Annotated in this window: 24 protein-coding genes and 2 pseudogenes; all 26 read left to right on the top strand. The window is 63.7% G+C overall.

The window, feature by feature from the left end:
* Positions 1-151: 151 nt before the first annotated feature.
* The 26 genes and pseudogenes from efp (at position 152) to murD (ending at position 24,011) form a co-directional block, all read left to right on the top strand.
* The gene (efp, locus tag HMPREF1316_RS05235; protein WP_021725885.1) at positions 152-715 is read left to right on the top strand and encodes an elongation factor P; all 564 of its coding nucleotides are present in this window, start codon (positions 152-154) and stop codon (positions 713-715) included.
* Positions 716-850: 135 nt separating this feature from the next.
* Positions 851-1,213: an Asp23/Gls24 family envelope stress response protein gene (locus HMPREF1316_RS05230; protein WP_040651515.1), complete on the top strand. Its 363-nt coding sequence runs from the start codon at positions 851-853 to the stop codon at positions 1,211-1,213.
* Between the two features lie 2 nt (positions 1,214-1,215).
* On the top strand, positions 1,216-1,653 hold the full coding sequence (gene nusB / locus HMPREF1316_RS05225; protein ID WP_021725866.1) for a transcription antitermination factor NusB: 438 nt from the start codon (positions 1,216-1,218) through the stop codon (positions 1,651-1,653).
* A 3-nt stretch (positions 1,654-1,656) separates the two neighbouring features.
* The gene (locus HMPREF1316_RS05220) at positions 1,657-1,947 is read left to right on the top strand and encodes an exodeoxyribonuclease VII small subunit (protein WP_021725910.1); all 291 of its coding nucleotides are present in this window, start codon (positions 1,657-1,659) and stop codon (positions 1,945-1,947) included.
* Positions 1,934-2,749, top strand: a complete 816-nt coding sequence (locus HMPREF1316_RS05215; protein WP_040651444.1) for a TlyA family RNA methyltransferase — start codon at positions 1,934-1,936, stop codon at positions 2,747-2,749. Before HMPREF1316_RS05220 ends, HMPREF1316_RS05215 begins: the two co-directional genes overlap by 14 nt.
* Before the next feature lie 18 nt (positions 2,750-2,767).
* Complete coding sequence (locus HMPREF1316_RS05210) at positions 2,768-3,130, top strand: hypothetical protein (protein ID WP_040651442.1); 363 nt, start codon at positions 2,768-2,770, stop codon at positions 3,128-3,130.
* A 51-nt stretch (positions 3,131-3,181) separates the two neighbouring features.
* The gene (locus tag HMPREF1316_RS05205; RefSeq protein ID WP_021725912.1) at positions 3,182-3,889 is read left to right on the top strand and encodes a hypothetical protein; all 708 of its coding nucleotides are present in this window, start codon (positions 3,182-3,184) and stop codon (positions 3,887-3,889) included.
* Entirely contained in the window at positions 3,886-4,296 is a 411-nt protein-coding gene (locus HMPREF1316_RS05200) for a hypothetical protein (RefSeq protein ID WP_198009592.1), read from the top strand. Before HMPREF1316_RS05205 ends, HMPREF1316_RS05200 begins: the two co-directional genes overlap by 4 nt.
* A 73-nt stretch (positions 4,297-4,369) precedes the next feature.
* Positions 4,370-5,221, top strand: coding sequence for an NAD(+)/NADH kinase (locus tag HMPREF1316_RS05195; protein WP_021725763.1), 852 nt, complete (start codon positions 4,370-4,372; stop codon positions 5,219-5,221).
* Positions 5,218-6,843, top strand: a complete 1,626-nt coding sequence (gene recN / locus HMPREF1316_RS05190) for a DNA repair protein RecN (protein WP_021725870.1) — start codon at positions 5,218-5,220, stop codon at positions 6,841-6,843. The genes HMPREF1316_RS05195 and recN overlap by 4 nt, the downstream gene beginning before the upstream one ends.
* A 192-nt stretch (positions 6,844-7,035) precedes the next feature.
* A pseudogene (locus HMPREF1316_RS15030) lies at positions 7,036-7,218 on the top strand (helix-turn-helix domain-containing protein); the annotation flags it as partial.
* Between the two features lie 47 nt (positions 7,219-7,265).
* Positions 7,266-8,738: a BglG family transcription antiterminator gene (locus tag HMPREF1316_RS05185; protein WP_021725790.1), complete on the top strand. Its 1,473-nt coding sequence runs from the start codon at positions 7,266-7,268 to the stop codon at positions 8,736-8,738.
* Complete coding sequence (locus tag HMPREF1316_RS05180; RefSeq protein WP_021725821.1) at positions 8,704-9,093, top strand: PTS lactose/cellobiose transporter subunit IIA; 390 nt, start codon at positions 8,704-8,706, stop codon at positions 9,091-9,093. The genes HMPREF1316_RS05185 and HMPREF1316_RS05180 overlap by 35 nt, the downstream gene beginning before the upstream one ends.
* A gap of 27 nt (positions 9,094-9,120) precedes the next feature.
* Entirely contained in the window at positions 9,121-9,417 is a 297-nt protein-coding gene (locus tag HMPREF1316_RS05175; RefSeq protein WP_021725779.1) for a PTS sugar transporter subunit IIB, read from the top strand.
* Between the two features lie 36 nt (positions 9,418-9,453).
* Positions 9,454-10,764, top strand: a complete 1,311-nt coding sequence (locus tag HMPREF1316_RS05170; RefSeq protein ID WP_021725828.1) for a PTS sugar transporter subunit IIC — start codon at positions 9,454-9,456, stop codon at positions 10,762-10,764.
* Positions 10,765-10,875: 111 nt separating this feature from the next.
* Positions 10,876-12,363, top strand: a pseudogene (locus tag HMPREF1316_RS05165) (family 1 glycosylhydrolase).
* Between the two features lie 95 nt (positions 12,364-12,458).
* The gene (locus HMPREF1316_RS05160) at positions 12,459-12,947 is read left to right on the top strand and encodes a DUF3284 domain-containing protein (protein WP_021725830.1); all 489 of its coding nucleotides are present in this window, start codon (positions 12,459-12,461) and stop codon (positions 12,945-12,947) included.
* Positions 12,948-13,133: 186 nt separating this feature from the next.
* Entirely contained in the window at positions 13,134-14,792 is a 1,659-nt protein-coding gene (locus HMPREF1316_RS05155; RefSeq protein WP_021725918.1) for a CTP synthase, read from the top strand.
* Between the two features lie 2 nt (positions 14,793-14,794).
* Complete coding sequence (locus tag HMPREF1316_RS05150) at positions 14,795-15,751, top strand: site-specific tyrosine recombinase (RefSeq protein WP_021725931.1); 957 nt, start codon at positions 14,795-14,797, stop codon at positions 15,749-15,751.
* 417 nt (positions 15,752-16,168) lie between these two features.
* The gene (locus HMPREF1316_RS05145; protein WP_021725848.1) at positions 16,169-16,600 is read left to right on the top strand and encodes a division/cell wall cluster transcriptional repressor MraZ; all 432 of its coding nucleotides are present in this window, start codon (positions 16,169-16,171) and stop codon (positions 16,598-16,600) included.
* 12 nt (positions 16,601-16,612) lie between these two features.
* Complete coding sequence (gene rsmH / locus HMPREF1316_RS05140) at positions 16,613-17,578, top strand: 16S rRNA (cytosine(1402)-N(4))-methyltransferase RsmH (protein WP_021725944.1); 966 nt, start codon at positions 16,613-16,615, stop codon at positions 17,576-17,578.
* A gap of 131 nt (positions 17,579-17,709) precedes the next feature.
* The gene (locus HMPREF1316_RS05135; protein WP_021725842.1) at positions 17,710-18,180 is read left to right on the top strand and encodes an FtsB/FtsL family cell division protein; all 471 of its coding nucleotides are present in this window, start codon (positions 17,710-17,712) and stop codon (positions 18,178-18,180) included.
* Between the two features lie 36 nt (positions 18,181-18,216).
* Positions 18,217-20,043, top strand: coding sequence for a peptidoglycan D,D-transpeptidase FtsI family protein (locus HMPREF1316_RS05130; protein ID WP_232204443.1), 1,827 nt, complete (start codon positions 18,217-18,219; stop codon positions 20,041-20,043).
* 54 nt (positions 20,044-20,097) lie between these two features.
* The gene (locus HMPREF1316_RS05125; RefSeq protein ID WP_021725845.1) at positions 20,098-21,546 is read left to right on the top strand and encodes a UDP-N-acetylmuramoyl-tripeptide--D-alanyl-D-alanine ligase; all 1,449 of its coding nucleotides are present in this window, start codon (positions 20,098-20,100) and stop codon (positions 21,544-21,546) included.
* On the top strand, positions 21,546-22,577 hold the full coding sequence (gene mraY / locus HMPREF1316_RS05120) for a phospho-N-acetylmuramoyl-pentapeptide-transferase (RefSeq protein WP_021725935.1): 1,032 nt from the start codon (positions 21,546-21,548) through the stop codon (positions 22,575-22,577). Before HMPREF1316_RS05125 ends, mraY begins: the two co-directional genes overlap by 1 nt.
* A 9-nt stretch (positions 22,578-22,586) precedes the next feature.
* Entirely contained in the window at positions 22,587-24,011 is a 1,425-nt protein-coding gene (gene murD / locus HMPREF1316_RS05115; protein WP_021725775.1) for a UDP-N-acetylmuramoyl-L-alanine--D-glutamate ligase, read from the top strand.

Here is a 24,011-nt window from a genome sequence, read left to right as displayed (position 1 = left end):
GCCATCGAGGCAGAGGGGCCAGCCGTTCCGTCTGGCGAGAATGGTCCCGCGCGCCCTCAAGGAGACTTCGCGCAGATAGGACGTGTGGGCTATACTCAACGTCGTTGATTGGTTTGGCCCGCGTGCGGGCAGATAGGAAAGCGAGCGTTTTGTGGCAACTCTGAGCATCAACGACCTCAAGGTTGGCCTGGGCGTCAACATCAAGGGCAAGGATTGCGTCATCCTGGAGGCCCAGCACGTCAAGCCTGGCAAGGGCAACACCTACGTGCGCACCAAGTACCGTGACATCCGCACCGGTCGCGTGAACGAGGAGAACTTCCAGCAGTCCGCCAAGTTCGAGAGCGTCAACATGCAGACGCGCGAGATGCAGTACCTCTACAACGACGGTGACGCCTACTGGTTCATGGACACCGAGACCTACGAGCAGATCCCCGTGGAGAAGGGCCTTGTGGGCGACAACGAGAAGTTCCTCAAGGAGAACGACACCTGCCTGCTGCAGTATGCCAACGACGTCCTGTATGCCGTGCAGCCCCCCACCTTCGTCGAGGTGGAGATCACCGAGACCGACCCTGGCTTCAAGGGCGACACCGTCCAGGGTGGCACCAAGCCCGCCACCATCGAGACCGGTGCGACCATCCAGGTGCCTCTATACCTCAATCAGGGCGAGATGATCAAGGTGGACACGCGCGATGGCAAGTTCGTCGGCCGCGTCTAGCCTCCTCTCGCAGTGGCTGGCGGCCCGTGGGCACTGCCCACGGGCCTTTGTGCGCGCCGGGGCGAGTCGGTTGCCTATACTGAGGGGGACATGCACAGCGCGCCAGACACGGCGCGTCGGATCGAAAGGATCGTCATGAGCCAAGCGGAGCTCTTCATCGCTGGAATCGGCATCTCCAGGAGCGTACTTGCCATCATCGTCTCGACCGCGGCCGAGAAGGTCGAGGGCGTCGCGCACGTGGGCGGCAACGACATCGCCTCAAGCCTGGTGTCGGTGTTCACCAACCGCAGCCTGCCCCAGGACGAGGCCGTGGAGGCCTATGTGGAGGATGGGCAGCTGCGCATCGTGGTGCATGTTGCCGTGTTCTATGGCTATCCCTTCACAAGGCTTGCCGCCGTCGTACGCGAGGCCGTCGCCCGCGCCATCCGTGAGCAGGTGGGCGTCGATGTGGACGTCGTCGACGTCTGCATCGATGGGCTCGTCTTCCCCAAGGAGTAAGCGTGTCTCGCGGCATCTTCCATGGCCGTACGCTTGCGCGCAGCCAGGCACTGCAACTGCTGTTTCAGGCGGAGCAGACGGGTCGCTCGGTGGAGGACGTGCTTGCCGGCGACTACTCGCTCTCCGACGGGCCGCTGGATGACTACGGCCGCGCGCTTGCGCTCGGGGCGGATGCTCTGTGCCCGATGCTTGACCGCATTCTGAGCCGTACCTCGGAGAACTGGGGTGTGTCGCGCATGCCGTCGGTCGATCGCAACCTCCTGCGCATGGCGCTCTACGAGATGCTGAACGTGGACGAGGTCGACGTGGCCGTCACCATCGACGAGTGCGTCGAACTGGCCAAGGCCTATGGCACCGACGAGTCCTCGCGCTTCGTGAACGGCGTGCTGGGTCGCGTGGCATCCCAGATCGCCGATGGCGTGAACGTGGCGGAGGCATAGCCGATGGCACGCCCCGACACCTCCGCCTACCGCACCTTCGATGATATCACGGGTCGTCTGGACGAGATCGTTGCGGACGTCCGGAGCAAGGACACCTCGCTCGAGCGATCGCTTGACCTCTTTGACGAGGCCATAGCCCTTGGTTCCAAGGCTGTGGAGCTGGTGGACACAACCAACTTCACGGAAGAGGAGAGGGCCAAGCTGGCGGCCAAGGCGCAGGAGGATGCCGAGGCTGATGCTGACGATGCGACCCCCTCAGAGGCGGCCTCTCAGGCCCAGGATGAACGTGGCTAGGCGTCGGCTCGACGAGGAGCTTGTCGCCCAGGGTCTCTTCGCGTCTACGGATGACGCCCTACGCTCCGTGCTTGCGGGCGAGATCTCCACCACGGACCGGCGGCTCACGTCGGCGGGGGAGCGGGTCAGGCCCGGACTTCCCCTGCACGTGCGCGGCCGCCTCGCCTATGTGAGTCGTGGCGGCCTCAAGCTGGAGCGTGGCCTGGACGCCCTCGACGTTGACCCTGCGGGCCTTCGCTGCCTGGATGTGGGCTGTTCCACAGGGGGCTTTACGGACTGCCTGCTCAAGCATGGTGCCGCCTCGGTGCTTGCCGTGGATGTGGGATACGCGCAGTTCGACTGGTCGCTTCGGCAGGACGCGCGCGTCACGCTCCTCGAGCGCACCAACATCACGGCGGTGCCCACACCCGAGCGTGCGGGTACCATCGACCTTGCCGTGTGCGACGTGTCGTTCACGTCCGTGTGCACGGTCCTGCCCGCGGTCATGGAGCTCTTGGCGGCGCGGGGCTCCTTCCTGGCGCTCGTGAAGCCCCAGTTCGAGGCGGTGCGTGCAGAGGTGGGCGAGGGGGGTGTCGTGAGCGACCCCGCCGTGCAGCTGCGCGTGCTGGAGGAGGTCGCCTGCGCCTTTGCCGCCGCCGGCCTCACGCCCTGCGGCGCGTGCCCCAGCCCCATCCGCGGCCACAAGGGCAATCGCGAGTTCCTGCTGCTGGGAGAGCGCGACAGGGAGGGCACAGACGTAGGGCTCGATCTGGCTACCGTGGTATACGACGCCCATGCAGCGTGTGGAGAGCCGTGTGACTGACGGGGTGCGTACTTGAAGATGCCCTCCCGCAAGAAGAGGACGAACGGTTCCCCCTATCAGGCGGCAGCCAGGCAGTATTACATAGACCTGCAGGATGGCACCTACACTCGCGCCAATAAGTTCCTGAATAATAATGGCGGAGATGTGAATGTCATCAACCAGTTGTACACAAATCTCTCTCAGCGAGATATGGCCGCATTGGTCAAGCAGCCAGTGAGCATCTCCGGTGAGGATATGAGCAAGGATTACTCTACGAAGACGGAGGAACAGAAGAAAGAGATCATGAATAAAGAAATCGAAATCATAGGGAGCTATGACAATCTGTCCGACACCTCGCGCTTCATCCAATCGCTCAGAGACGGTGACAATGACCTTCCATAGTGAGATGCGTGGCCATGGTGCCGCAAGGCATGTCCACGCATCAGGAGAAGGATGCTGATGAGCGGGAAAGATGGAAGAACAGTGCCACGCCGGAAACGCGCTCTTGTCATCGTGCTCAGTGTCATGTTCACTGCTGCTGGCGTGCTCGTCGTGGGACATGAGACCTCCATCCATAATGTATACGACGAACTCCTCCTTGAGGGTCCAGGCTGTGTCCCCTGCCTCGCTATGCCAGGAAGGAGACATGTCAATGTGCCTGTCGACTTCGAGGCACAGGAAGGTGGGGTAGATAGCATTGCGGATGATCGGGCCGACTACAGCTATGCCGGCGGCGATTTGGAAAGTCCCCTTACAGCTGAGCTCTATGAGCCTTCGGGCCTGTACCTCACCATTCTTCACGGTTCCTCGTGGAGAGGCGATGAGATTGACATCTACGCCGACAGCGGCTTCTTGCGGGCTGGCAATGGCAAGGGGTACTGCGTCCAGATCAATTGGGCCTATTCGTCTGACACCCGCGCGCTTGTACGAGAGATGACATTCCTCCGTGATGACGACGAGGGGCGCCATCGGATTCCAGCGAGCGAGTTCCTCTCTGCGACGGAACTCACGCGCGCCACGCTTGACGCTTGGGCCAACCATGTGATCGATGATCTCATTGTGGGCGGCTACCTGAAGGCCAATGCACAGAGCTCGCGCTTTTCCGAGGATGTCGGGGGAACCTCTGCCACGGATGACACGGATTGGGGGATGGCGACATGAGCGTTGTCTCATGGGGAAGGGACGATCTTACTGCCGCGGAAAGGGCCGCCATGGCAACGCGTGACGCGCGCCTCCTTGAGCTTGAGCGTCGCGAGGACGTCCTTGCGAGACGAGACACCGCTCGGAAGGAGCACATGGAGGACTTTCAGGCACTCACGTATCAGAACCTCGCATTCATTGAGGAGTGCGACCATGCGATGCCCGGACTTCTCCAGAGGACAGGCGTGGACAGCGATGAGCTGCGATACGGTGTCATGCGGTCGGTCGAGCAGATGGCCGATGAACTGGAGGCGGGCAGGCGGGAACGCATGCGGATTCGCGATGAGGAGGACCGCGTCGAGGAAGGGTTCCGCGCTGCGATGCGGCGTGCCGAGGATGTGGATGGTGGGAGAAGTCGGCGGCATTGACGGGGCAGGCCCGGCGGATGCTACACTCGACTGAGTGATCGATGGGCGTCTACAGGTGGAGGGGCCTGACTCCATGAAGGTACTGCTTGTTCCCAACTACTCGCGCGAGAATGCCAAGGACGCCGCCGTGCATCTGGCCCACTGGCTCGAGCGCGAGGGCATCGAGGTGCGCTGGGTGCCTGACAAGAAGCTCTTTTCCGACGCGCCCATTGAGGTGGACGACGTCGATCTCGTGGTCTCCTTGGGTGGGGATGGAACGTTGCTGCGCGCGGCGGGCATCGTGGGCTACCGGGAGATTCCCATGCTGGGGCTCTCCTATGGCCATCTGGGCTTTCTCACGTCAGGAGGGCCGGACAACCTGCTTGCGACCGTGTCATCCGCGCTGGCGGGCGAGATGCACATCTCTCACCGTGCCACGCTCGACGTCGAGGCATACTTCGCGGCATCCGATGGCTCCGAGGTCATCGAGCACCACTTTGCCCTCAATGACCTGTACCTCACCCATGGCGTCTGTGGAGACATGATCGAGTTTGACGTCTCCGTCTCGGGCAACCACATCGATCGCCTGCGTGGCGATGGCTTTGTGGTCTCGACGGCAACGGGCTCGACCGGCTATGCCCTCGCGGCGGGCGGCCCCATCGTGACGCCACAGTTCAATGGCATGATCTGTGTTCCCGTGGCACCGCACTCCATCCGCGCGCGCGCCTTCCTCACGGCGCCCTCAGACGTCGTGGAGATCGCGATCAGTCCGGAGCGCAACGTCGAGCGCCTCTTCTTTGCGGATGGGCAGCCCCTCGGTGGGGGGATGGTGGGGGAGCGGGTGACCATCCGCCGCGGCCCGGGCGACATCATCCTGCTCGACCGCAGCTCGACCAGCTTCTACCAGAGCGTCTCGCGCGTGTTCTACGGGGATCAGCGCCGATGATCGACGAGCTTCACGTACAGGACGTCGCGCTCATCCATGATGCCACCATCAAACCGGCGGAGGGCCTCACGGTGCTCACGGGCGAGACGGGAGCGGGCAAGAGCGCCCTGCTCTCAGCCATCAAGCTGCTCACCGGCGAACGTGCGGACTCTTCCGCCGTACGCGAGGGGTCTGAGGGCCTCTCCGTCGAGGGCAGGCTGTACCTCAAGGGTGGCGATCCGGATGGCTGCGTGGTGAGCCGTACCGTGGGAGCCGATGGGCGCGGCCGCGCCCATGTGGACGGTCGTGTCGCCTCGGTGCGCGAGCTGGCGCAGGGCGTGGGTTCGTCCATCGACCTCTGCGGCCAGCATGAGCACCAGCGGCTCATGCGCACGCAGACGCATGTCGAGCTGCTGGACGGATGGGCGGGCGAGTCCGTGCGCATGGTGCGGGAGACGTATCTTCAGGCGCTCGCGGCGAGGGGCGAGGCGGCCGCCGAGGTCGCGCGCCTGCAGGAGCTGGGGCGTGCGGTGGACTCCAAGGTGGGGGACGCGCAGTTCGTGCTCGACCGCATAGATGAGGTGCACCCCCAGGAGGGCGAGTACGAGGAGCTGGAGGAGCGGCTGCCGAAGGCGGAGCATGCCGAGGCGCTGCTGCGCGCGGCAGCCACCACGCATGACGCGCTCACGGGCGACGAGGGCGTCACGGACATGCTCTCGGCCGTGGTGCAGGGCCTGCGCGACGTGGGAACCTACGACCAGACGCTCTCCGCGCTTGCGGACGCGGTGGAAAGCTCGCTCATAGACCTTGAGGATACGGCCTCCGAGTTGCGGAGCTACCAGGATGGCATCGAGGTGGACGAGGAGGCGCTGGCATCCATGCAGCTGCGCATGAGCCAGCTGCAGGGCCTCATGCGCAGCTATGGCCCACGCATGCAGGAGGTGTTCGAGCGCCGGGCAGAGGCGCGCGAGCTCGTCGGTGTCGCGCGCGACGGGGGTGAGCGGCTGCGCCATGCCCAGCAGGAGCTCGAGCGCTGCGAGGCTGCGCTGTCCGAGGCGGCCGCCGCGCTCGACAGGACGCGCACGGCGGCAGCCCCCAAACTGGCCGAGGCCATCAACGAGCAGCTCGCCCTCCTGGAGATGGGCACCGCCCAGATCGAGGTCTCCCTCGAGTGCAGGCCCCGTTCCCAATGGGGCAGGGAGGGGCCCAGCACCGTGGAGCTGCTCTATCGCCCCGCCGCTGGCCTTACGGCGCGGCCCCTCAGAAGGATCGCCTCCGGTGGCGAGATCAGCCGCGTCATGCTTGCCTGCAAGGTGGTGCTGGGTGCGGCGGACGATGCGCAGACCCTCGTCTTTGACGAGGTGGATGCGGGCGTGGGCGGCTCTGCGGCCGTTGCCCTGGCCCAGGTGCTCGCCCGTCTTGCCCAAACGCATCAGGTGATCGTGGTCACGCATGTGGCACAGGTTGCCGTCATGGGCGACAGGCACTACCTGGTGTCCAAGACTGCCGGCGACGTGCCCGAGACGACCATTCGCGAGATCTCCGGCGATGAGCGCGTGCGCGAGGTTGCCCGCATGCTCTCGGGCGATGAGACGGAGGCCTCGCTGGCCCATGCGCGCGAGATGCTTGAGGTGGCGCGCTAGCGCGTAGGCGCCTCGCGTTGGGCAACGCATTCCGCACATCCGGCTCATGTGCACGAACCCGCTAATGGCAACGATCCGTCGGGGTATCCGCTGCCTTACGGGGAGATGCGTCACCCTATTGTTCAGTTTTTCTTCCGCCCTGTTGGCAGATGTCTTGGCGGTAGTACGTGTGGCCACGAATGATGATGCTTGATGGGGAGGGTCAGATTCATGGCAGATGCGCTCTTTCATCTGGTGGTCTATGTGCGCACGCACCCTGGCGTGAGCCAGCAGGAGCTTGCCAGCCATTTCAAGGTGAGCACCCGCACCATTCGGAGTCGTGTGCGCCGCCTGAACGAGTCGCTTGCGGGCATTGCGAGCGTCGACCTTTCACCCAAGGCGGGCTACTTCGTTCATGTGATTGACAGCGAGGCACTCTCCTCATGGGCGATCAGGCGTGCGCAGCTCTACGGTGCCTCCATCACAAGCGCCGAGCGAGCGCGGCGCATGGTGACAGACTTGCTCTCACGCAACGACTGTGTGACGCTCGACAGCCTCGCTCAGATTCTCTATGTGTCCCGCGCCACGGTTTCGGCGGATCTGAGGCTTGTCGAGCGCATCTCAACCGCATCAAACGGAGTGATGAGTACGTGCTTGCCAGGGCCATCTCGCAGGCCATCGAGCAGGCGTTTCATCTGGAGTTTCCGGAGGAGGAGACCGCCTACATCGCCATTCACCTTGCGGGCAAGAAGGTGCTCGCAGAGTTTTCCGATGACAGCTCTCCGCTCTCCATTCCGGACAAGGTCTGGAACGTCGTGGATGACATGCTGTCCCTCATCAACCAGACCTTTCATGTGGACTTCTCCGATGACCTGGAGCTGCACATGAACCTGGCGCGCCATGTCGGGCCCCTCGCCGTGCGCCTCCAATACCACCTGGGCGGGAACAACCCACTGCTGGCGGACACCAAACGGCGCTTTCCCCTCGCATGGGCCATGGCGCTTGAGTCATCCTCGGTGCTCCTTGAGGCATATGGGGAGAAGCTCAGCGATGACGAGACGGGCTTTATCGCCCTGCTCTTTGCGTTGGCCCTCGAACGGCGTCATACCCATCATTCCAAGAAGAACGTTCTGATTGTGTGCTCCACCGGCATCGGCAGCGCCCGCCTCCTGGAGCTGAGGATACGTCAGCGCTTTGGCGAGAGCATCGCTGTGGTGCGCCATTGCAATGTGGCGGGTATTGACAAGGTGGACTTCCGAGACATCGACTACGTCTTTACCACGGTGCCCATCGGCCGCCCGCTTCCCGTTCCCGTGCGCGAGGTGCGCACCTTCCTCGCCCCCGGAGACTTCGAGGATCTCGAGCGACTGTTGAGTTCCAGGGGTTCCATCGCGTCCGCCTCGGGAGCCTTCGATCAGGCGCTCTTCTTCCCCCATCTGGCCTTTTCCCAGAAGGAGGACGTCCTTGACTTCCTTTGTGCCCGTATGGCAGAGCGCGTACCGGTGGACGATGACTTCCATGACCTCGTGCTGAGGCGCGAGGATCTTGCGGTGACGTCCTTTGACAATGGCGTTGCCATGCCCCATCCCATGAGGCCGACCTCCCATGACGTCCACGTGTGCGTCGGCATCCTCGACGCGCCCATCCTCTGGGACGGCTTTGGACATATGGTTCAGGCCGTCTTTCTCATTTCTCTTCCCCGTGAGGGGGAGGGGACGGGCGCCCTGTTTAGCGTCCTTGCCGAGCTCTTCGTGAGCGAGGACGACATGGGCCGGCTCATCCGGATCAGACCTGGCAGACCCTCTCCGTGTTGCTTGGGCAGCACGGCATCGATGTGCATGCGAATTGGGTCACGAAGACGGAAGAGAGGGGGTGACGACTATGTCAGACGAAGAGGTGACGGGAATGGACTATGAGGACTCGGAGAGTGTGATGACCTCGTTCCAGATCATCGCAACGGCGGGTGATGCCCGCAGCAATGCGTTCCAGGCACTGAAGGCGGCCAAGCAGGGGGACTACCAAATGGCTGACGAACTCATGGCCAAGTTCAACGAGGGATCCGTCGAATCGCACAATCAGCAGACCGCGCTGCTGACCAAGGAGGCGCAAGGTGACCATACGCCCGTTGACGTTCTGCTCGTGCACGCACAGAACCATCTGATGACCTCGATGCTCGCCGGTGAGCTCATCCAGGAACTCATCGATCTCCACAAGGAGCTTGACGAGCTCAAGACACAGGTCTCTGCACAAGCCGCGGCACAAGACCAGTAGGCATTTCATTTCAGAGAGAAGAGAACGATGAAGGTGTTGCTTGTGTGCGCTGGCGGGATGTCCACCAGCATTCTCATGAAGAAGCTTGAGAAGTATGCTGCCTCGAAGGGCATTGACTTCGAGGTCGCCGCCGTGGGCCTCAGTGCCTACAAGGACAAGTGGCAGGACTATGACGTTCTGCTCATGGGTCCACAAGTGGGCTACCAGAAGGATGACGTTACCAAGAGCGTCTCCATTCCCGTGGGAGTCATTCCTCCTGCCGATTATGGCATCGGCAACTGCGAGCATATCTTTGCACAGCTTGACAAGCTCCTCGGCAAGTAACTCATCGACATTGGCAAGATAAGGAGGGGAGCTATCGTGGAAGGCTTCTTCAACAGCAAGTTCATGATTACGCTCCAGAAGTTTGGACAGGCGCTTGGACGCAACAAGTACCTGTCTGCCCTACAGGCCACCATGCAGACCCTGATGGCCATCATCATGGTGGGGGCCATCTCGCAGATCCTCTGCTCGGTGGGCTGTAACATCTTCGGCTGGTTCTCCGCCGACAGCGAGATCTACCAGGTTCTGTACATGCCCTATAACTTTACGATGAACATGCTCTCGCTGTGGGTCGTGCTCTTTTTGGGCTACAACTATGCCCGTAACATCGATATCAAGACTCCCGTCATAACGGCGTCGGAATGCCTGTTCTGCTACCTGCTCATTGCTGGTGCGCTTTCTACCAACGAGGCCGGGACCGTGGTCATGGACACCACGTACTTCAGTGCGTCTGGCATGTTCATGGGTTTTCTGACATGCTTCATCGTTGCGCAGATCGACAAGATGTGCGTCGATAGGAAGATCTACATACGCATGCCGGACATCGTCCCACAGTTCCTCCAGGACGGCTTTGCCGGCATCGTGCCCCTGCTCTTCAATGTCATCATCTTCCAGGTCCTGAACACTACGGTGACGACCCTGACGGGTGGTGCCTTCACACTGATCTCCGGCTTCATCGCCTTGCTTGCGGCTCCTCTTGCCGGTCTCACCTCTGCTCCGGGCATCGTGGTCATCTGCACGTTCGCCGGTGTCCTCTGGTGCTTTGGCATCCATGGCGCGCTCATCGCGATGACCACCCTGATGCCCATTGGCATCCAGACCACGGCACAGAATTATGCCGCCTTCCAGTCGGGGGGCACGGCCGCCCTCGTGTTCTATCCCGTTGCCCTCGCCGCTGGCCTCTCGTACTGTGGTGGGTCGGGCAACACCTTCCCCGCGGCGATCTACGCCGCGTTCTTTGCCAAGTCAGAGCAGGTCAAGGCTGTTGGCAAAGCCTCCATTGTTCCTGGTTGGTTCAACATCAACGAGCCCATGACCTTTGGCCTGCCCATCATGTACAACCCCATCCTCTGCATTCCCTATATCCTGTGCATCCCCCTCAACTGCCTGTTCTATTGGATTGGCTATGCCACAGGCCTGCTCATTCCGGGGTACATCATGATCTCAGCCCTGTTGCCCATGGGTTTCGCCGGATATCTGAGCACGTTGAACATCTGGAACTTCCTCTGGGACTACTTCTCCGTCATTCCCATGGGGCTCATCTGGCTCCCGTTCATCCGTGCCTATGACAAGCAGCTCTATGACAAGGAGCAGGCAGAGCTTGCAGCTGAGGCATCCGCCGAGGCGTAGGGTTCCGCCTTGGGAGGGGCAGGGGCATCGTTCCCATGCCCCCTCGTTCTTACCGGAGCGGGCATGCGGCTTCTCTGATGCCTGCGCATCTATGACAAGGAGGCATACACCATGTCATTTCCCGAGGGCTTTCTATGGGGTGGCGCAACGGCTGCCAACCAGTATGAGGGAGGCTACCTTGATGGAGGCAAGGGACTCAATACCTCTGACGTGCTGACGGCTGGCGCGCATACCACGCCGCGCCGCATCACATGGAGAAATCCCACCACGGGCGAGACCGGCTCCATAGACTATGCGTTTGGGCTCATGCAGAAGGCAAACATCTTCCCCGACGGTGTCGAACCTGCCGTCGTGGAAGGCGAGTACTATCCCAGCCATGTCGCCACGGACTTCTATCATCACTACAAGGAGGACATCGCCCTCATGGGCGAGATGGGCTTCAAGACCTTTCGCCTGTCCATGAACTGGGCGCGCATCTTTCCCCATGGTGATGACGAGCGGCCCAACGAGGAGGGCCTCGCCTTCTATGATGCCGTCTTTGACGAGTGCCACAGATACGGCATCGAGCCCCTGGTGACGCTCTCGCACTACGAGACGCCACTCCACCTCGCCACGGCCTATGGCGGTTGGAAGAGCCGCAGGCTCATCGACTTCTTTGAGACGTATGCCAAGACGATGTTTGCTCGCTATCAGGGTAAGGTCAAGTATTGGCTCACCTTCAACGAGATCAACTGCATGGAGTGGATGCCCTTCATGGCCGGCGGCATGAGCGACTTCACCGAGCAGGCCAAGGCCCAAGGCGCCCACAACCAGTTTGTGGCAAGTGCCAGGGCCGTGCGTGCGGCGCACGAGATCTCACCCGCGATTAAGGTGGGACAGATGCTGGCCTACCAGCCCCTCTATGCGTACACCTGCGATCCTGCCGACCAGCTCAAGGTCATGGAGGATGGTCACGGAACCTTGTTCTACTCCGATGTGCAGACGGGTGGTCGCTATCCCGAGTATCGCCTCAGGTAGTATGAGCGTGACGGCATCAGCCTGGATATGGAGGATGACGACCTCGACCTCATCGCTGCCTATCCCGCGGACTTCCTCTCGTTCTCGTGCTACGGCTCATCCACGCTGACCACGCACAAGGAAGAGGCAGGTGGCGGCAACCTGTTCATGGGTGTCAAGAATCCGTACCTCAAGACCAATGCCTGGGGATGGGCGACCGATCCCGCCTGTCTGCGTCTGGCGCTCAACACACTGTGGGATCGCTACCACAAGCCCCTATGGGTCGTGGAGAACGGTATTGGTTGGGATGATGTGATGGAGAAGGACGGCAGCGTTCACGACAGCTACCGCATCGAGTATCTTCGCCAGAACATCGCCTCCATGGATGATGCGGTGACGCTCGATGGCGTTGACCTCATGGGTTACACCATGTGGGGCTGCATTGATCTCGTCTCTGCAGGTACCGGTGAGATGAAGAAGCGCTATGGCTTTGTCTACGTCGATCGTGACGACCAGGGCAACGGTAGCCTCAGGCGTTCGAAGAAGGACTCGTTCGACTGGTACAAGAAGGTCATCGCCTCCAACGGTGCTGACCTGAGCTAGCTGTGGGGGTGCGTGGATGCCTGGGGGGCTCTGTCTGCCCAGGCGCCACGCTCGCCCGACCCTGAGAACGCCGCTTGTGGTGAGGGAGAGACACTATGCGCATAGTGAGGTCACTGGACGTGTCGGGCGATGAGTTCTTCTCGGACCTTGTGGCCATGTTCGAAAACGATTGGCAGGGGCTGACGGGCGGGAAGCTCGAGGCAGGAGACCTGTGCGAGGGTCTCTCATGGCGATCCGACCAGGCACATCTGCTCGTACGCTCCTTTGAGCCGTCACACCTCTTTTCCGTGGAACGTGAGGAACGGGCGGAATGCACATGTGCCACCTACCTCGTGGAATCAGGCGACCATGGTTGCACGGTGACGTACGACTGGGAGAGCGACGTACATGACCGGCAGCACAACCGCCTGCTGCGAGGCTTTTCCGAAGCGGTCTATCTTGGCAGAATGGCCGAATCCCTTCTCGCCGCAGAGGATCGCATCAGGAACGGCGGCATCCCTCGGCATGTCCAGACCACGTCACAGGAGCGCCTAGACGTGAGGCTCCTGCGAAAGGCTGTAGAACGCCGTCAGGGAAGACAATGATTGCGGTTCTGCGCCAGGAACGATGGCAGGGGCGCGCAGCGGAGGCGGAGGTAGCACGACATGCCCCCTGTTCCACAAAATTTTCTATGAGGATTCCCGTCTGAGCCTGGAGTGTGCGAAGCCGCGCTATCATGGAGACCCGTGGATGAGCACCGTCACAACTCTCACGGGAAGGGTCTCTCGCCTATGGCCAAGCACATCTTTGTCACCGGTGGCGTCGTCTCCTCGCTGGGCAAGGGCATCACAGCCGCCTCCCTCGGTCGCCTGCTCAAGGCGCGTGGCCTCAAGGTCATGATGCAAAAGGCCGACCCCTATCTCAATGTCGACCCCGGCACCATGAGTCCCTTCCAGCATGGCGAGGTGTTCGTGACGGAGGACGGCAAGGAGACCGACCTCGACCTCGGCCACTACGAGCGCTTCATCGACGAGAACCTCACGCGCGAGTCCAACTTCACCACCGGCCTCGTCTACCAGTCGCTCATCAGCCGTGAGCGCGCTGGGGACTTCCTCGGTGGGACCGTGCAGGTCATCCCACACGTCACCAACGAGATCAAGGGACGCTTCCGCCGCATCGAGGAACAGACCCAGGCGGACGTCGTCATCACCGAGCTCGGTGGCACCATCGGCGACATCGAGGGCCAGTCGTTCGTGGAGGCCATTCGCCAGTTTCGCAAGGACAAGGGCCCGGGCAACACGCTCGTGATCCACGTCTCGCTCGTGCCCTACATCGCCGCCGCCCACGAGGTCAAGACCAAGCCCACGCAACATTCGGTCAAGGAGCTGCGCTCCATGGGTATCCAGCCCGATCTCATCGTCTGTCGCAGCGACCATGAGGTGGAGGCCTCCATTCGTGCCAAGATCGCCCACTTCTGCGATGTGGATGAGGACTGCGTCTTCGAGAACTCCGACTGCCCCTCCATCTACGACGTGCCCGAGCACCTCGCGCAACAGGGCTTTGATGAGAAGGTGCTCTCCAAGCTGGGCCTTGAGGCCGGAGAGCGCCACATGGAGGACTGGTATGCCTTCACCGACTGCATGCACGCCTCCAACGCCCAGGACGACACGGTCGAGATCAAGGTCGTCGGCAAGTACGTGCAGCTTCCCGATGCCTACCTCTCCGTCATCGAGGCCCTGCGTCACTCCGGTGTCTACTATGGCCGCCATGTGCACATATCGCTGATAGACGGCGAGGAGCTTGACGGTTCCAACATCGACGAGGCGCTCGCTGGTGCCGATGGCATCCTGGTGCCCGGCGGCTTCGGCCAGCGTGGTGTGGAGGGCAAGATCCTCTCGGCCAATCGTGCCCGTACGAGTAGGATTCCCTACCTGGGTATCTGCCTGGGACTGCAGGTGGCCGTCTCGGAGTTTGCACGCACCGTGTGCGGTCTTGCGGGCGCCAACTCCGCCGAGTTCGAGCACGATTGCGCCTATCCCGTGATTGCCCTCATGAGCGACCAGGAGGAGATCACGGACAAGGGCGGCACTATGCGCCTGGGCGCCTATCCCTGCAAGGTCGTGGGTCCGCTCGCGCGCGAGGCCTATGGCGAGGACCTCGTCTACGAGCGTCATCGGCATCGCTTTGAGGTCAACAATGCCTTCCGTAACCGGCTGACCGAGGCCGGTCTCGTCATTGGCGGCCTGTCGCCGAACGACCGCCTGGTCGAGATGGTCGAGCTGCCGGAGGACGTGCATCCCTGGTTCGTTGCCAGCCAGGCGCACCCGGAGTTCAAGAGCCGTCCCACCAAGCCCGCACCGCTCTTCCGTGAGTTCGTGCGTGCCGCCATCGCCCGCCACGAGGGCGTCGATCGCCATGAGGTGACGCCCGCGGACGAGAGCGCCTGCTAGCGGTGGAGCTGAAGGCCGCGCTGGGGGAGTACCTCGACTACCTCACCATCGAGCGGGGCAGCTCTGCCAACACGGTCGCGGCATATCGGCGCGATCTCGCGCGATACGTCTCCCATCTGAACGGCGGCGGCATCACGGACGTCGATGCCGTCTCCCGTCATGACATCGAGGCGCACGTGGCCTCGCTGGAGAGGCAGGGGCTGGCTTCCTCCTCGGTGCAGCGGGCCGTCTCGGCCATCAGGGGCTTCCATCGCTTTCTTGTCGCCGAGCAGGAGACCACCAACCATCCCGCCGCCGGTCTCGTGATGCCCAAGAGGCCCGAGCACCTGCCCGACGTCATCTCGCGCGAGAAGGCCTTCGAGCTGCTGGATGTGCCGTTTGCCCAGGAACCAAGCCCCAAGCCGCGCAGGAGCGGTGAGCCAGACCGCACCAACGTTGCCTGCTTCCATCGCGACAAGGCCATCCTCGAGGTGCTCTACGGGTGTGGCCTGCGCGTCTCGGAGCTCTGCGGGCTGGACGTGCGGGACGTCCTCGTTGCCGACGAGGTGGTGCGCGTCTTTGGCAAGGGTTCCAAGGAGCGTGTGGTGCCCCTGTTGGGCACCGCCAACCGTGCGCTTGCGGACTACCTCGGCCAGTGGCGGCCGCTTCTGGCGGCGCACGCACACTCGCGGGGCGGTGGTGCGGCCTTTCTGAGCGCACGGGGAACGCGCATCACGCGGCAGGCAGTGTTTGGCCTCGTGGAACGATATGGTGAGATGGTGGGCATCCATGGGCTGCATCCCCACACGTTGCGCCACAGCTTCGCAACCCACCTCCTGGAGGGCGGCGCCGACCTGCGCGTGGTACAGGAGCTGCTCGGTCATGCGAACGTCTCCACCACCCAGCTGTATACGCATGTCGATCGCACGCACGTGCGCATGGTCTACCTCGAGGCTCACCCACGGGCCCATCGTGGGTAGGCACATGGGCTACCGCGGTCCGTGCCGTGGGACCATGCCCCACCACAAGCTGTGGGATGGCACCCCACCCTCATGCCGCCTTTCAGGGTGCATGTCACGGGGTGGCATCTGTCCAGGTAGGGGCTGTCCCAGGAGCTTACGAATCCTAGAATAGGGCATTCTACCTGCATATTCATCATTCCTCCACACCAGGGTTCCCCATAACCCGAAAGCCTGCAACAGTTTTGTGTCACCAAACGTCTGTTCTCACAAGATGTTGTGGATTGATTCATCTCGGAGGGGCCGCCGACCATTCAGGTGTCTTTTGGTGTCATAAAGTGGGGCAAAGTGTTGTTTTGTGTCGGAAGCAGCCATAGAATGAGCTCACGTTTTCGAGGGAGAGCTCTCCCAACGGAGAACCGAGAAGGAGGTCGAGTGATGTTCCTGACGGGCACCTATCGTCACAATCTGGATGCCAAGTCACGCGTCACGCTTCCGGCAACCTTTCGCAGGCAGGTGGACGAGCAGGTCCTCCTGGTTCCCTTCAACGGCGCGCTCTATGGCTTTACCCCCGATACCTACCGGGAGTGGCTCGGCAGCGTCTTTCCCGCGGGGCTCAACCCTCGCAATGCGAAGGACGTCCGGCTGCAGAGAGCCATCGCGTCCAGCACCACGACGGTCGATGTCGACAGCGCTGGCCGCATTGCCCTGGGCAAGCTTCCCGCACAGCAGCTCGTACAGTGCGGCCTTGCCCGCGAGGTGGCCATCGTGGGGAACATCGACCACTTCGAGATCTGGGATGCCCAGACGTTCGACCAGCAGATGGCCGAGACGAGCTCCGATCTTGACAGCCTGATGTTCTCCGAGTAGGGGAGAGCCATCTTGACAGAAGAATATCGGCACATTCCAGTGATGATCGAGCAGGTGCTCCACGAGCTGGATCCCCGCCCTGGCGAGGTCGTGTGCGACTGTACCCTCGGTGGTGCGAGCCACACGGTCGAGCTGGCAAGGCGGATTCAGCCGGATGGTCTCTCCCTGGGCATCGACCAGGACGAGCTGGCCCTTGCCGCCGCAACCGAGCGCTTCGAGCGCGAGGTGCCGGGTGCGGAGCATCGCTTCCTCAAGGGGAACTTCGGCGACCTCGATGCGCTTCTCGTCAAGGTCGAGGTGCCGGGCGTCGACTGCTTCCTCTTCGACCTCGGCGTATCGTCCCCCCAGCTTGACATCGCCTCTCGGGGCTTCTCATATCGCGAGGACGCCCCGCTGGATATGCGCATGGATCCGGGTGACGACACCCTAACCGCAGCCGAGGTCGTGAACACCTACAACGAGGCAGACCTCGCCCGGATCCTGCGCATATACAGCGACGAGAGGTTTGCGTCGCGCATAGCCCACGCCATCGTGCACGCGCGAGGGCGAGCGCCCATACGGACCACGCTTCAGCTGGCGGACATCGTGCGGCGCGCCATCCCGGCCGCGGCCCGTCGCCATGGGGGCCACCCGGCGCGCAGGACCTTCCAGGCCCTGCGCATCGAGGTCAACCATGAGCTGGAGGCTCTCGAGAGGGGGCTGCGCTCGGCTGTTCGCTGGGCGGACACGGGTGGCAGGATCTGCGTCATCTCGTACCACTCGCTCGAGGATCGCCTGGTGAAGCACGTGTTCTCTGAGCTTTCCCAGGGCTGCGTCTGCCCGCCGGACCTTCCGGTGTGCGCATGCGGCCATGTGCCGATAGTCGAAGTCAGGACAAGGAGGCCCCTCGTCCCATCGGGCGAGGAGGTTGCGGCCAACCCACGGTCGCGCAGCGCACTCATGCGCGTGGCGGTAAAGCTCGACGTCACGGAAGCATAGGGTGCGACACCGAGATGCATCCGGCGCAAGCCGTTGCATGGCACCATCACAGCACCACCGCACCACAAACGCAGCCTAAACGCACTACCAACACACCACCCGGCACCAGCTGGTGTCCAAGAGGAGAGACGATGGCATATCGAGGGTCCGAGGCATATCGCCTCGACATGGCCGAGAGACAGGCCCGGTGGCAGGATCACGAGCCGTTTTCTATCGTCGAGGGCGGGGGCCGCGACGCCCGCGAGCGCGAGGGCGTCTCGACACAGTTCATGGGACGCATCAGGCTTGCCCTCGTCTGCATCGTCGCCGTCATTGCCCTGGGCGTCGCCCGCGTGGTGCTCACGACGGCGACGGTTACCGCCCTACAGGCAAACGGCGTCACGCAGACGGAGCTCTCCGATGCCCAGGCGCTCAATGTGTCGCTGCGGATAACGAATGCCGACCTCTCCAACTCCGCGCGCATCGACCAGATTGCGACCGAGAACTACGGCATGGTCTACGCTCCCGCCCCCGAGCGCGTCTCGACTCAGGACCCCTCCGCGGCCGCATCCGACTCCGGCCAGGCGTCGTCTGCAGAGCCTGCGCAGACTCAGGCGCACTAGCACGCTCCCGGTGCCAGGGCCCTAGAATGGTGCGTCGTGAGAGACACGGGCACATATCGAGACGGGCGTCCCCGCCAGGGGACGACGGGGAGGGGCTCCGAAGGCGGGGCCCCTCGCCAGGCCTACGGCGCGCAGGCTCGGTTGGGCGCAGGGGTGCGCGGGAAGGGTGACGCGCCCCTTGGCGTCGAGGAGCGTGACGTTGCCGTCTCGGGCAGGACGATCGCCATCGTGCTCGCCGCCCTGCTTGCCATCGTGTCCATGCGCCTCGTCTACCTACAGGTGATCGACGGGCCACGCCTCAAAGAGCTCGGAACGAGCGTCCGTTCCAACGAGTTCCCGGTCAAGGCCAAGCGCGGCACCATCTACGATCGAAATGGCAAGGTGCTTGCCACGAGCGTCGCCTGCACGACCGTCACCTGCAACCCCAAGGAGGTGACCGATCAGACCGCCGTGGCGCAGATCATGGCACAGGACCTGGGTGGAGAGCCCTCCTCGTACCTCTCGGCCCTCTCGGGTGACACGACCTTCTCCTACGTGCGCCGTCAGGTTGACACGGACAAGGCCGACCAGCTCAAGAGCGACCTCGCCGCCGCCAGGCTCCCGGGCGTCTACTACATGGATGACATGCGCCGCGAGTACCCCTATGGAGCGGCGGCGAGCCAGGTGCTTGGCGTGGTGGGCGTCGATGGCGATGGCCTCACGGGTCTCGAGAAGTACTACGACGGCGTTCTCTCGGGCACCAACGGCACGCTCACGCTGGAAACGGGCAATGGAGGCATCCCCATCGCGGGCGGCGCGCGCACCCAGACGACGGCGGTGGGCGGCACGGACATACAGATCTCGCTCGACATCGACGTCCAGCAGAAGGCCGAGGAGGTCATCAGCAGGGGCGTCAAGGACTACAAGGCGGACTCTGGATCGGTGATGGTGAGCGACCCCAGGACGGGGGAGGTCATAGCCGCCTGCTCGACACCCCTCTTCGACGTGACGAACACCTCACGGATGGAGGAGGGGGCCACCTCGCTCAAGCCCGTCTCCTCGTCCTTCGAGCCCGGTTCCATCTTCAAGCTCATCACGATGTCCATCGGCATCGAGGACGGCCTCATCACGCCAGACTCGACCTTTGACGTACCCGCCCAGGTGAAGGTGGGCGATGACATGGTGCGTGACGATGACAAGCGCAAGCAGCGTATGGACATGACGATTCGCGAGATGCTGCGACGCTCCTCGAACGTGGGAACCGCGCTCGTGGCCCAGAACGTCATTGGGGCGGATCGCTTCGCCCAGGGGCTTCAGTGGTTTGGCATCGGAACCGCCACGGGCATCGACTTTCCGGGCGAGGCCAACGGCATCGTGAGGCAACGCAGCGAGTACGACGGCGCCAGCCTGGGATCCATGTCGTTTGGGCAGTCGCTCTCCATCCCGCTCGATCAGATGGTCAAGGCCGTGGGCTCCATCGCCAACGATGGCGTCCTCGAGACGCCGCACTTTCTCCTGAGCAAGGGCGGCGAGCAGGCGAGCTGGCCCAGCCCGGGCGCCTCCGTCTCCCCATCGACCGCCTCTCAGGTGACGGACATGATGCGTACGGTGGTGAAGGAGGGAACCGCCGAAAAGGCCCAGGTACGGGGTTATGACATCGCAGGCAAGACGGGTACGGGCGAACAGGCGAGCGAGAGCGGCGGCTATGAGGCCAACAAGTACGTCTCGTCACTCATAGGCTTCGCGCCGGCGGGTGACGCACAGGTCCTGGTGTATGTGGGCCTCAACGGGACCCCGTACCTCGCGACGAACTCCGCCGCCCCGCTCTTCTCGACTATCATGGGTGAGGCCCTCTCCGAGCTCCAGATCCCGCCGGGGACGTAGGCGTCTGGCCCGCAGGGACACGATCGAACGGTTTCGCATGCTAAAGGGGTTGTGATGGTTTGCATGACAGTGGGGGACATCGTTGGCGCGACGCGGGCACGCCTTGCGGGTGGCGCCGATGACGTCCAGGTGAGGGGGGTCGCCATCGACTCACGTATGGTGGGGCGGGGAGGGCTCTTCGTCTGCTTTCCAGGTGAGCGGGTCGATGGCAACGACTATGCCGTGGCGGCCATGGGGGCGGGGGCCGCGGCCGTCGTCATGACCCGCGAACCCGAGGCCGAGGTGCTGGCGGAAGCCCGCGACCTGGACGCCGCGGTCCTCGTTGCCGAGGGCGGCGATGCCGAGGAGTTCATGCTGCGCCTCGCTGGCGCCTGGCGCACGCGCAATCCCCAGTGGGTCGTCGTGGGCGTGACGGGCTCGGTGGGGAAGACCACCACCAAGGACATGCTCGCCGTCGCACTCGCGACGCGCTACAAGGTGCATGCCACGGAGGGCAACCACAACAATCTCATCGGCCTGCCGCTCACGCTGCTCTTGGCCTCGGCCGACGACGAGGTCGTGGTGGCCGAGATGGGCATGAACCACGCTGGGGAGCTTACGCGCCTCTCGGCCTGCGGCCGTCCCACCGTTGCCGTGATAACCAACGTGGGCACCAGCCACATTGGCAACCTGGGCTCCCGCGAGGCCATCGCCCGTGCCAAGGCAGAGATCCTCTCGTCCATGCAGCTCACCGATGCGGGGTGCGGGAGGGCGAGATCCTGCCTGGTCATGACCTCCGACAACGACTACGCCGCCCTCATCGAGGACGAGTATGCCCGCCCCCGAGGCATCGAGGTGCTCTCCGTCGGCGCGGACGGGCGCTGTTCCGTGCGCGCCGCACGCGTGGCGCTTGTCGGGGATGGCCGCGCCCATGTCGCCGTCACCTGCTCGGATGGCTGGAGGGACGAGGTCACGCTGCCGATGCCCGGTCGCCATGTGGTGAGCGACTTCCTGCTTGCCCTGGCCGTCTCGTGGCGTGTGGGCGCAGACCGCACGGCGGCCTGCACGGCCATGGCGCACATGCCCCAGACGCACATGCGCATGGAGATCGCCGGCGGCCCCGGCAGGCCCCGCGTGATCGACGACTCCTACAATGCGAGCCCCAACTCCACGGCCGCGGCCCTCGACGTGCTTGCGTCACTGCCCTGCGAGGGTCGCCGCGTGGCCGTGCTGGGTGAGGTTGCCGAGCTGGGGGAGGCGGCGCCCCGCCTGCACGGCTACATGGGCGCCTATGCCGCCGCCAAGCCGCTCGACCTCCTGGTGCTTGTGGGCACCGATGACGCGGACCGCATGGCCGAGGCCGCCCTCACGATGGGGTTCTCCGAGGATCGCCTGGAGCGCGTGCGCGATGTGGACGAGGCCATACGGGTCATCGCCCCGATAGTGGACGAGGGAGACCTCGTGCTGGTCAAGGCGTCGCGCGCCGCACGACTCGACGCCTTCGTGAGGGAGGTGCTTGCCTAATGATCGGAGATCCCAGCTACCCTACCTACCAGGTGTTCATCGCCGCCGCCGTGGCGGCGGCACTCACGGCGCTTGCCATGCCCCTCTTCATCAAGGCCATGCGTCACGAGGGGATCGGCCAGCAGATTCGCGCCGATGGTCCCCAACGGCACCTCGTGAAGCAGGGCACGCCCACCATGGGCGGCGTCGTCATGCTCCTGGCGACGGTCGTGGCCTGCGCCGTGCAGGGCACCTGGAGCCTGGGGCTCGTCCTGGCCGTGCTTGTCATGCTCGTCACGGGATCGCTCGGCCTGCTCGATGACATCGAGTCCGTGGCCCACAAGCGCTCGCTTGGCCTCACGCCCTCCCAGAAGATGGTGGGCCTCGTCCTCATCTCCGTGACGTTCTGCCTGGTCGCCGTCAACGGCTGCGGCATCTCCCCGGTGGTCGAGCTGCCCGGTGGCCTTGGCATCGACATGGGTGCCCTCACGACCTCCGTTGCCGTGGGCGACGCCACCATCGCGGTTCCCTGGATCTATATGCTCTTCGTCTTTCTGCTGATGGCCGGCCTCTCCAACGCCGTCAACCTCACGGATGGCCTCGACGGACTCTCGAGCGGCTGCGTGCTCGTGGTCATGATCGTGATGTCCATGGTCGCGTTTCGCTTTGGCTCGGTCGACCTCGCCGTGTTCGCCGCGTCCATCGCAGGCGCCTGCATCGGCTTCCTCTGGCACAACTGCTATCCGGCATCCATCTTCATGGGCGACACGGGCTCGCTTGCGTTGGGCGCCGCCCTCGCCGCCCTCGCCGTGCTCACCAAGACCGAGATAACGTCCCTGGTGATGGGGGGGCTCTTCATTTGCGAGGCGCTGTCCGTCATCATCCAGGTGGCGAGCTTCAAGCTCACGGGCAGGCGCGTGTTCCTCATGGCGCCCATACACCATCACTTCGAGAAGCTGGGCTGGAGCGAGACGAAGGTGGTCATTCGCTTCTGGATCGTGTCGGCCGCCTTTGCGTCGCTCGGCTTCGCCCTGTTCTTCCAACTGGCCTAGGAGGTCGCGATGTCTGAGAGTGCCATTCAAGCGAATCGGTCCCTGGGCAGCGTCTGCGTCCTGGGTCTCGGCCGCACGGGGTACGACGTCGGGCGCTACCTGCTGGGCCTTCCCAAGGGCAGGGTCTCCTCCGTCACGGTCTTTGGAGGGGCGAGCTCCACCGTGGGGGGCACCACCCGTGAGCTCGAGGCGCTGGGTGCCGTCGTGCACGTGGGTACCGAAGAGGTCTCCGGCAGCTTCGACCTTGCCATCGCCTCCCCGGGCATTCCCGAGTCAAGTGACTTCCTTGCCTCTGCCAGGGCGCATGCCACCGAGGTCATCGGCGAGCCCGAGCTCGCATGGCGCGAGAGCCCGCACGACTGGGTGGCCATCACGGGGACGAACGGCAAGACCACCACGACCTTACTCACCCAGGCATTGCTCGCCCAGGGCGGGTTGGACGCCGCCTGCGTGGGCAACATTGGCACGCCCACCATCGACGCCGTGGAGGATCGCCCCGCGGGCCGTTGGCTCGTGGCGGAGCTTTCCAGCTTCCAGCTTGAGGAGACGCGCCTGCTGCATCCGCGCTGCGCTTGTCTGCTCAACATCACGCCCGACCACATCGAGTGGCACGGTTCCCTGGAGGCCTATGCGGCCGCCAAGGAGAAGGTCTTTGCCAACCTCACGGACGGGGACCTGGCCGTCATCGGCGACACGGACGACCGGTGCCGTGCCGCTGCCGGTCGCCAGCGCGCTCGCGGCCTGCGCACGCTGGTGGTGGACGTCGAGCGGGATCCGGGGGGGCCTCACGCCGCCTTCGTGCGCGGCGGCGTCCTCGTGGTGCGCATCGACGGCGTCGAGCACGTGCTCCTTCGCGCGGACGAGCTGCGCATCAGGGGCGCCCATAACGTGGAGAACGCCCTGGCGGCGGCATCCATGGCGCTCGAGCTGGGCGTCTCCGCCGAGGATGCCAGCGTGGGCCTGCGTGCCTTCAACCCCATCGAGCATCGCATCGAGCCGTGCGGCGCGGTGGGGGGCGTCCACTTCGTGAACGATTCCAAGGCGACCAACCCCGACTCCGTCGAGAAGGCGCTCACCGCCTTCGACCAGGGCAGGATCGTGCTGCTCCTGGGAGGCCACGACAAGGGGCTCGACCTCGACCCCCTTGCCCGCTCCGTCGCCTCCCGCGCCCGTGTCGCCGTCTGCTTTGGCGATGCCGGCGCACGCCTCGCCCAGGCCTGTGCCACGGAGGGCATGGGGAAGGACAGGGTGCTCGTGGCCGACAGGCTGAGGGATGCCTTCAAGGCGGCCGTGTCCGCGGCATGCCCCGGCGACACGGTGCTGCTCTCGCCCGCCTGCTCCTCGTTTGACGAGTTCCATGACATGGGGGAGCGCGGCAGGCTCTTCAAGCGGCTCGTGAGCGACCTTGCCGCCTCGCGTGAGGGCATCCGCTAG

It is taken from the genome of Olsenella profusa F0195 (genome assembly GCF_000468755.1).
GTDB lineage: Bacteria > Actinomycetota > Coriobacteriia > Coriobacteriales > Atopobiaceae > Olsenella_F > Olsenella_F profusa.
The sequence above is the reverse complement of the archived record's forward strand: the minus strand, read 5'-3'. Positions and strand labels throughout refer to the sequence as shown.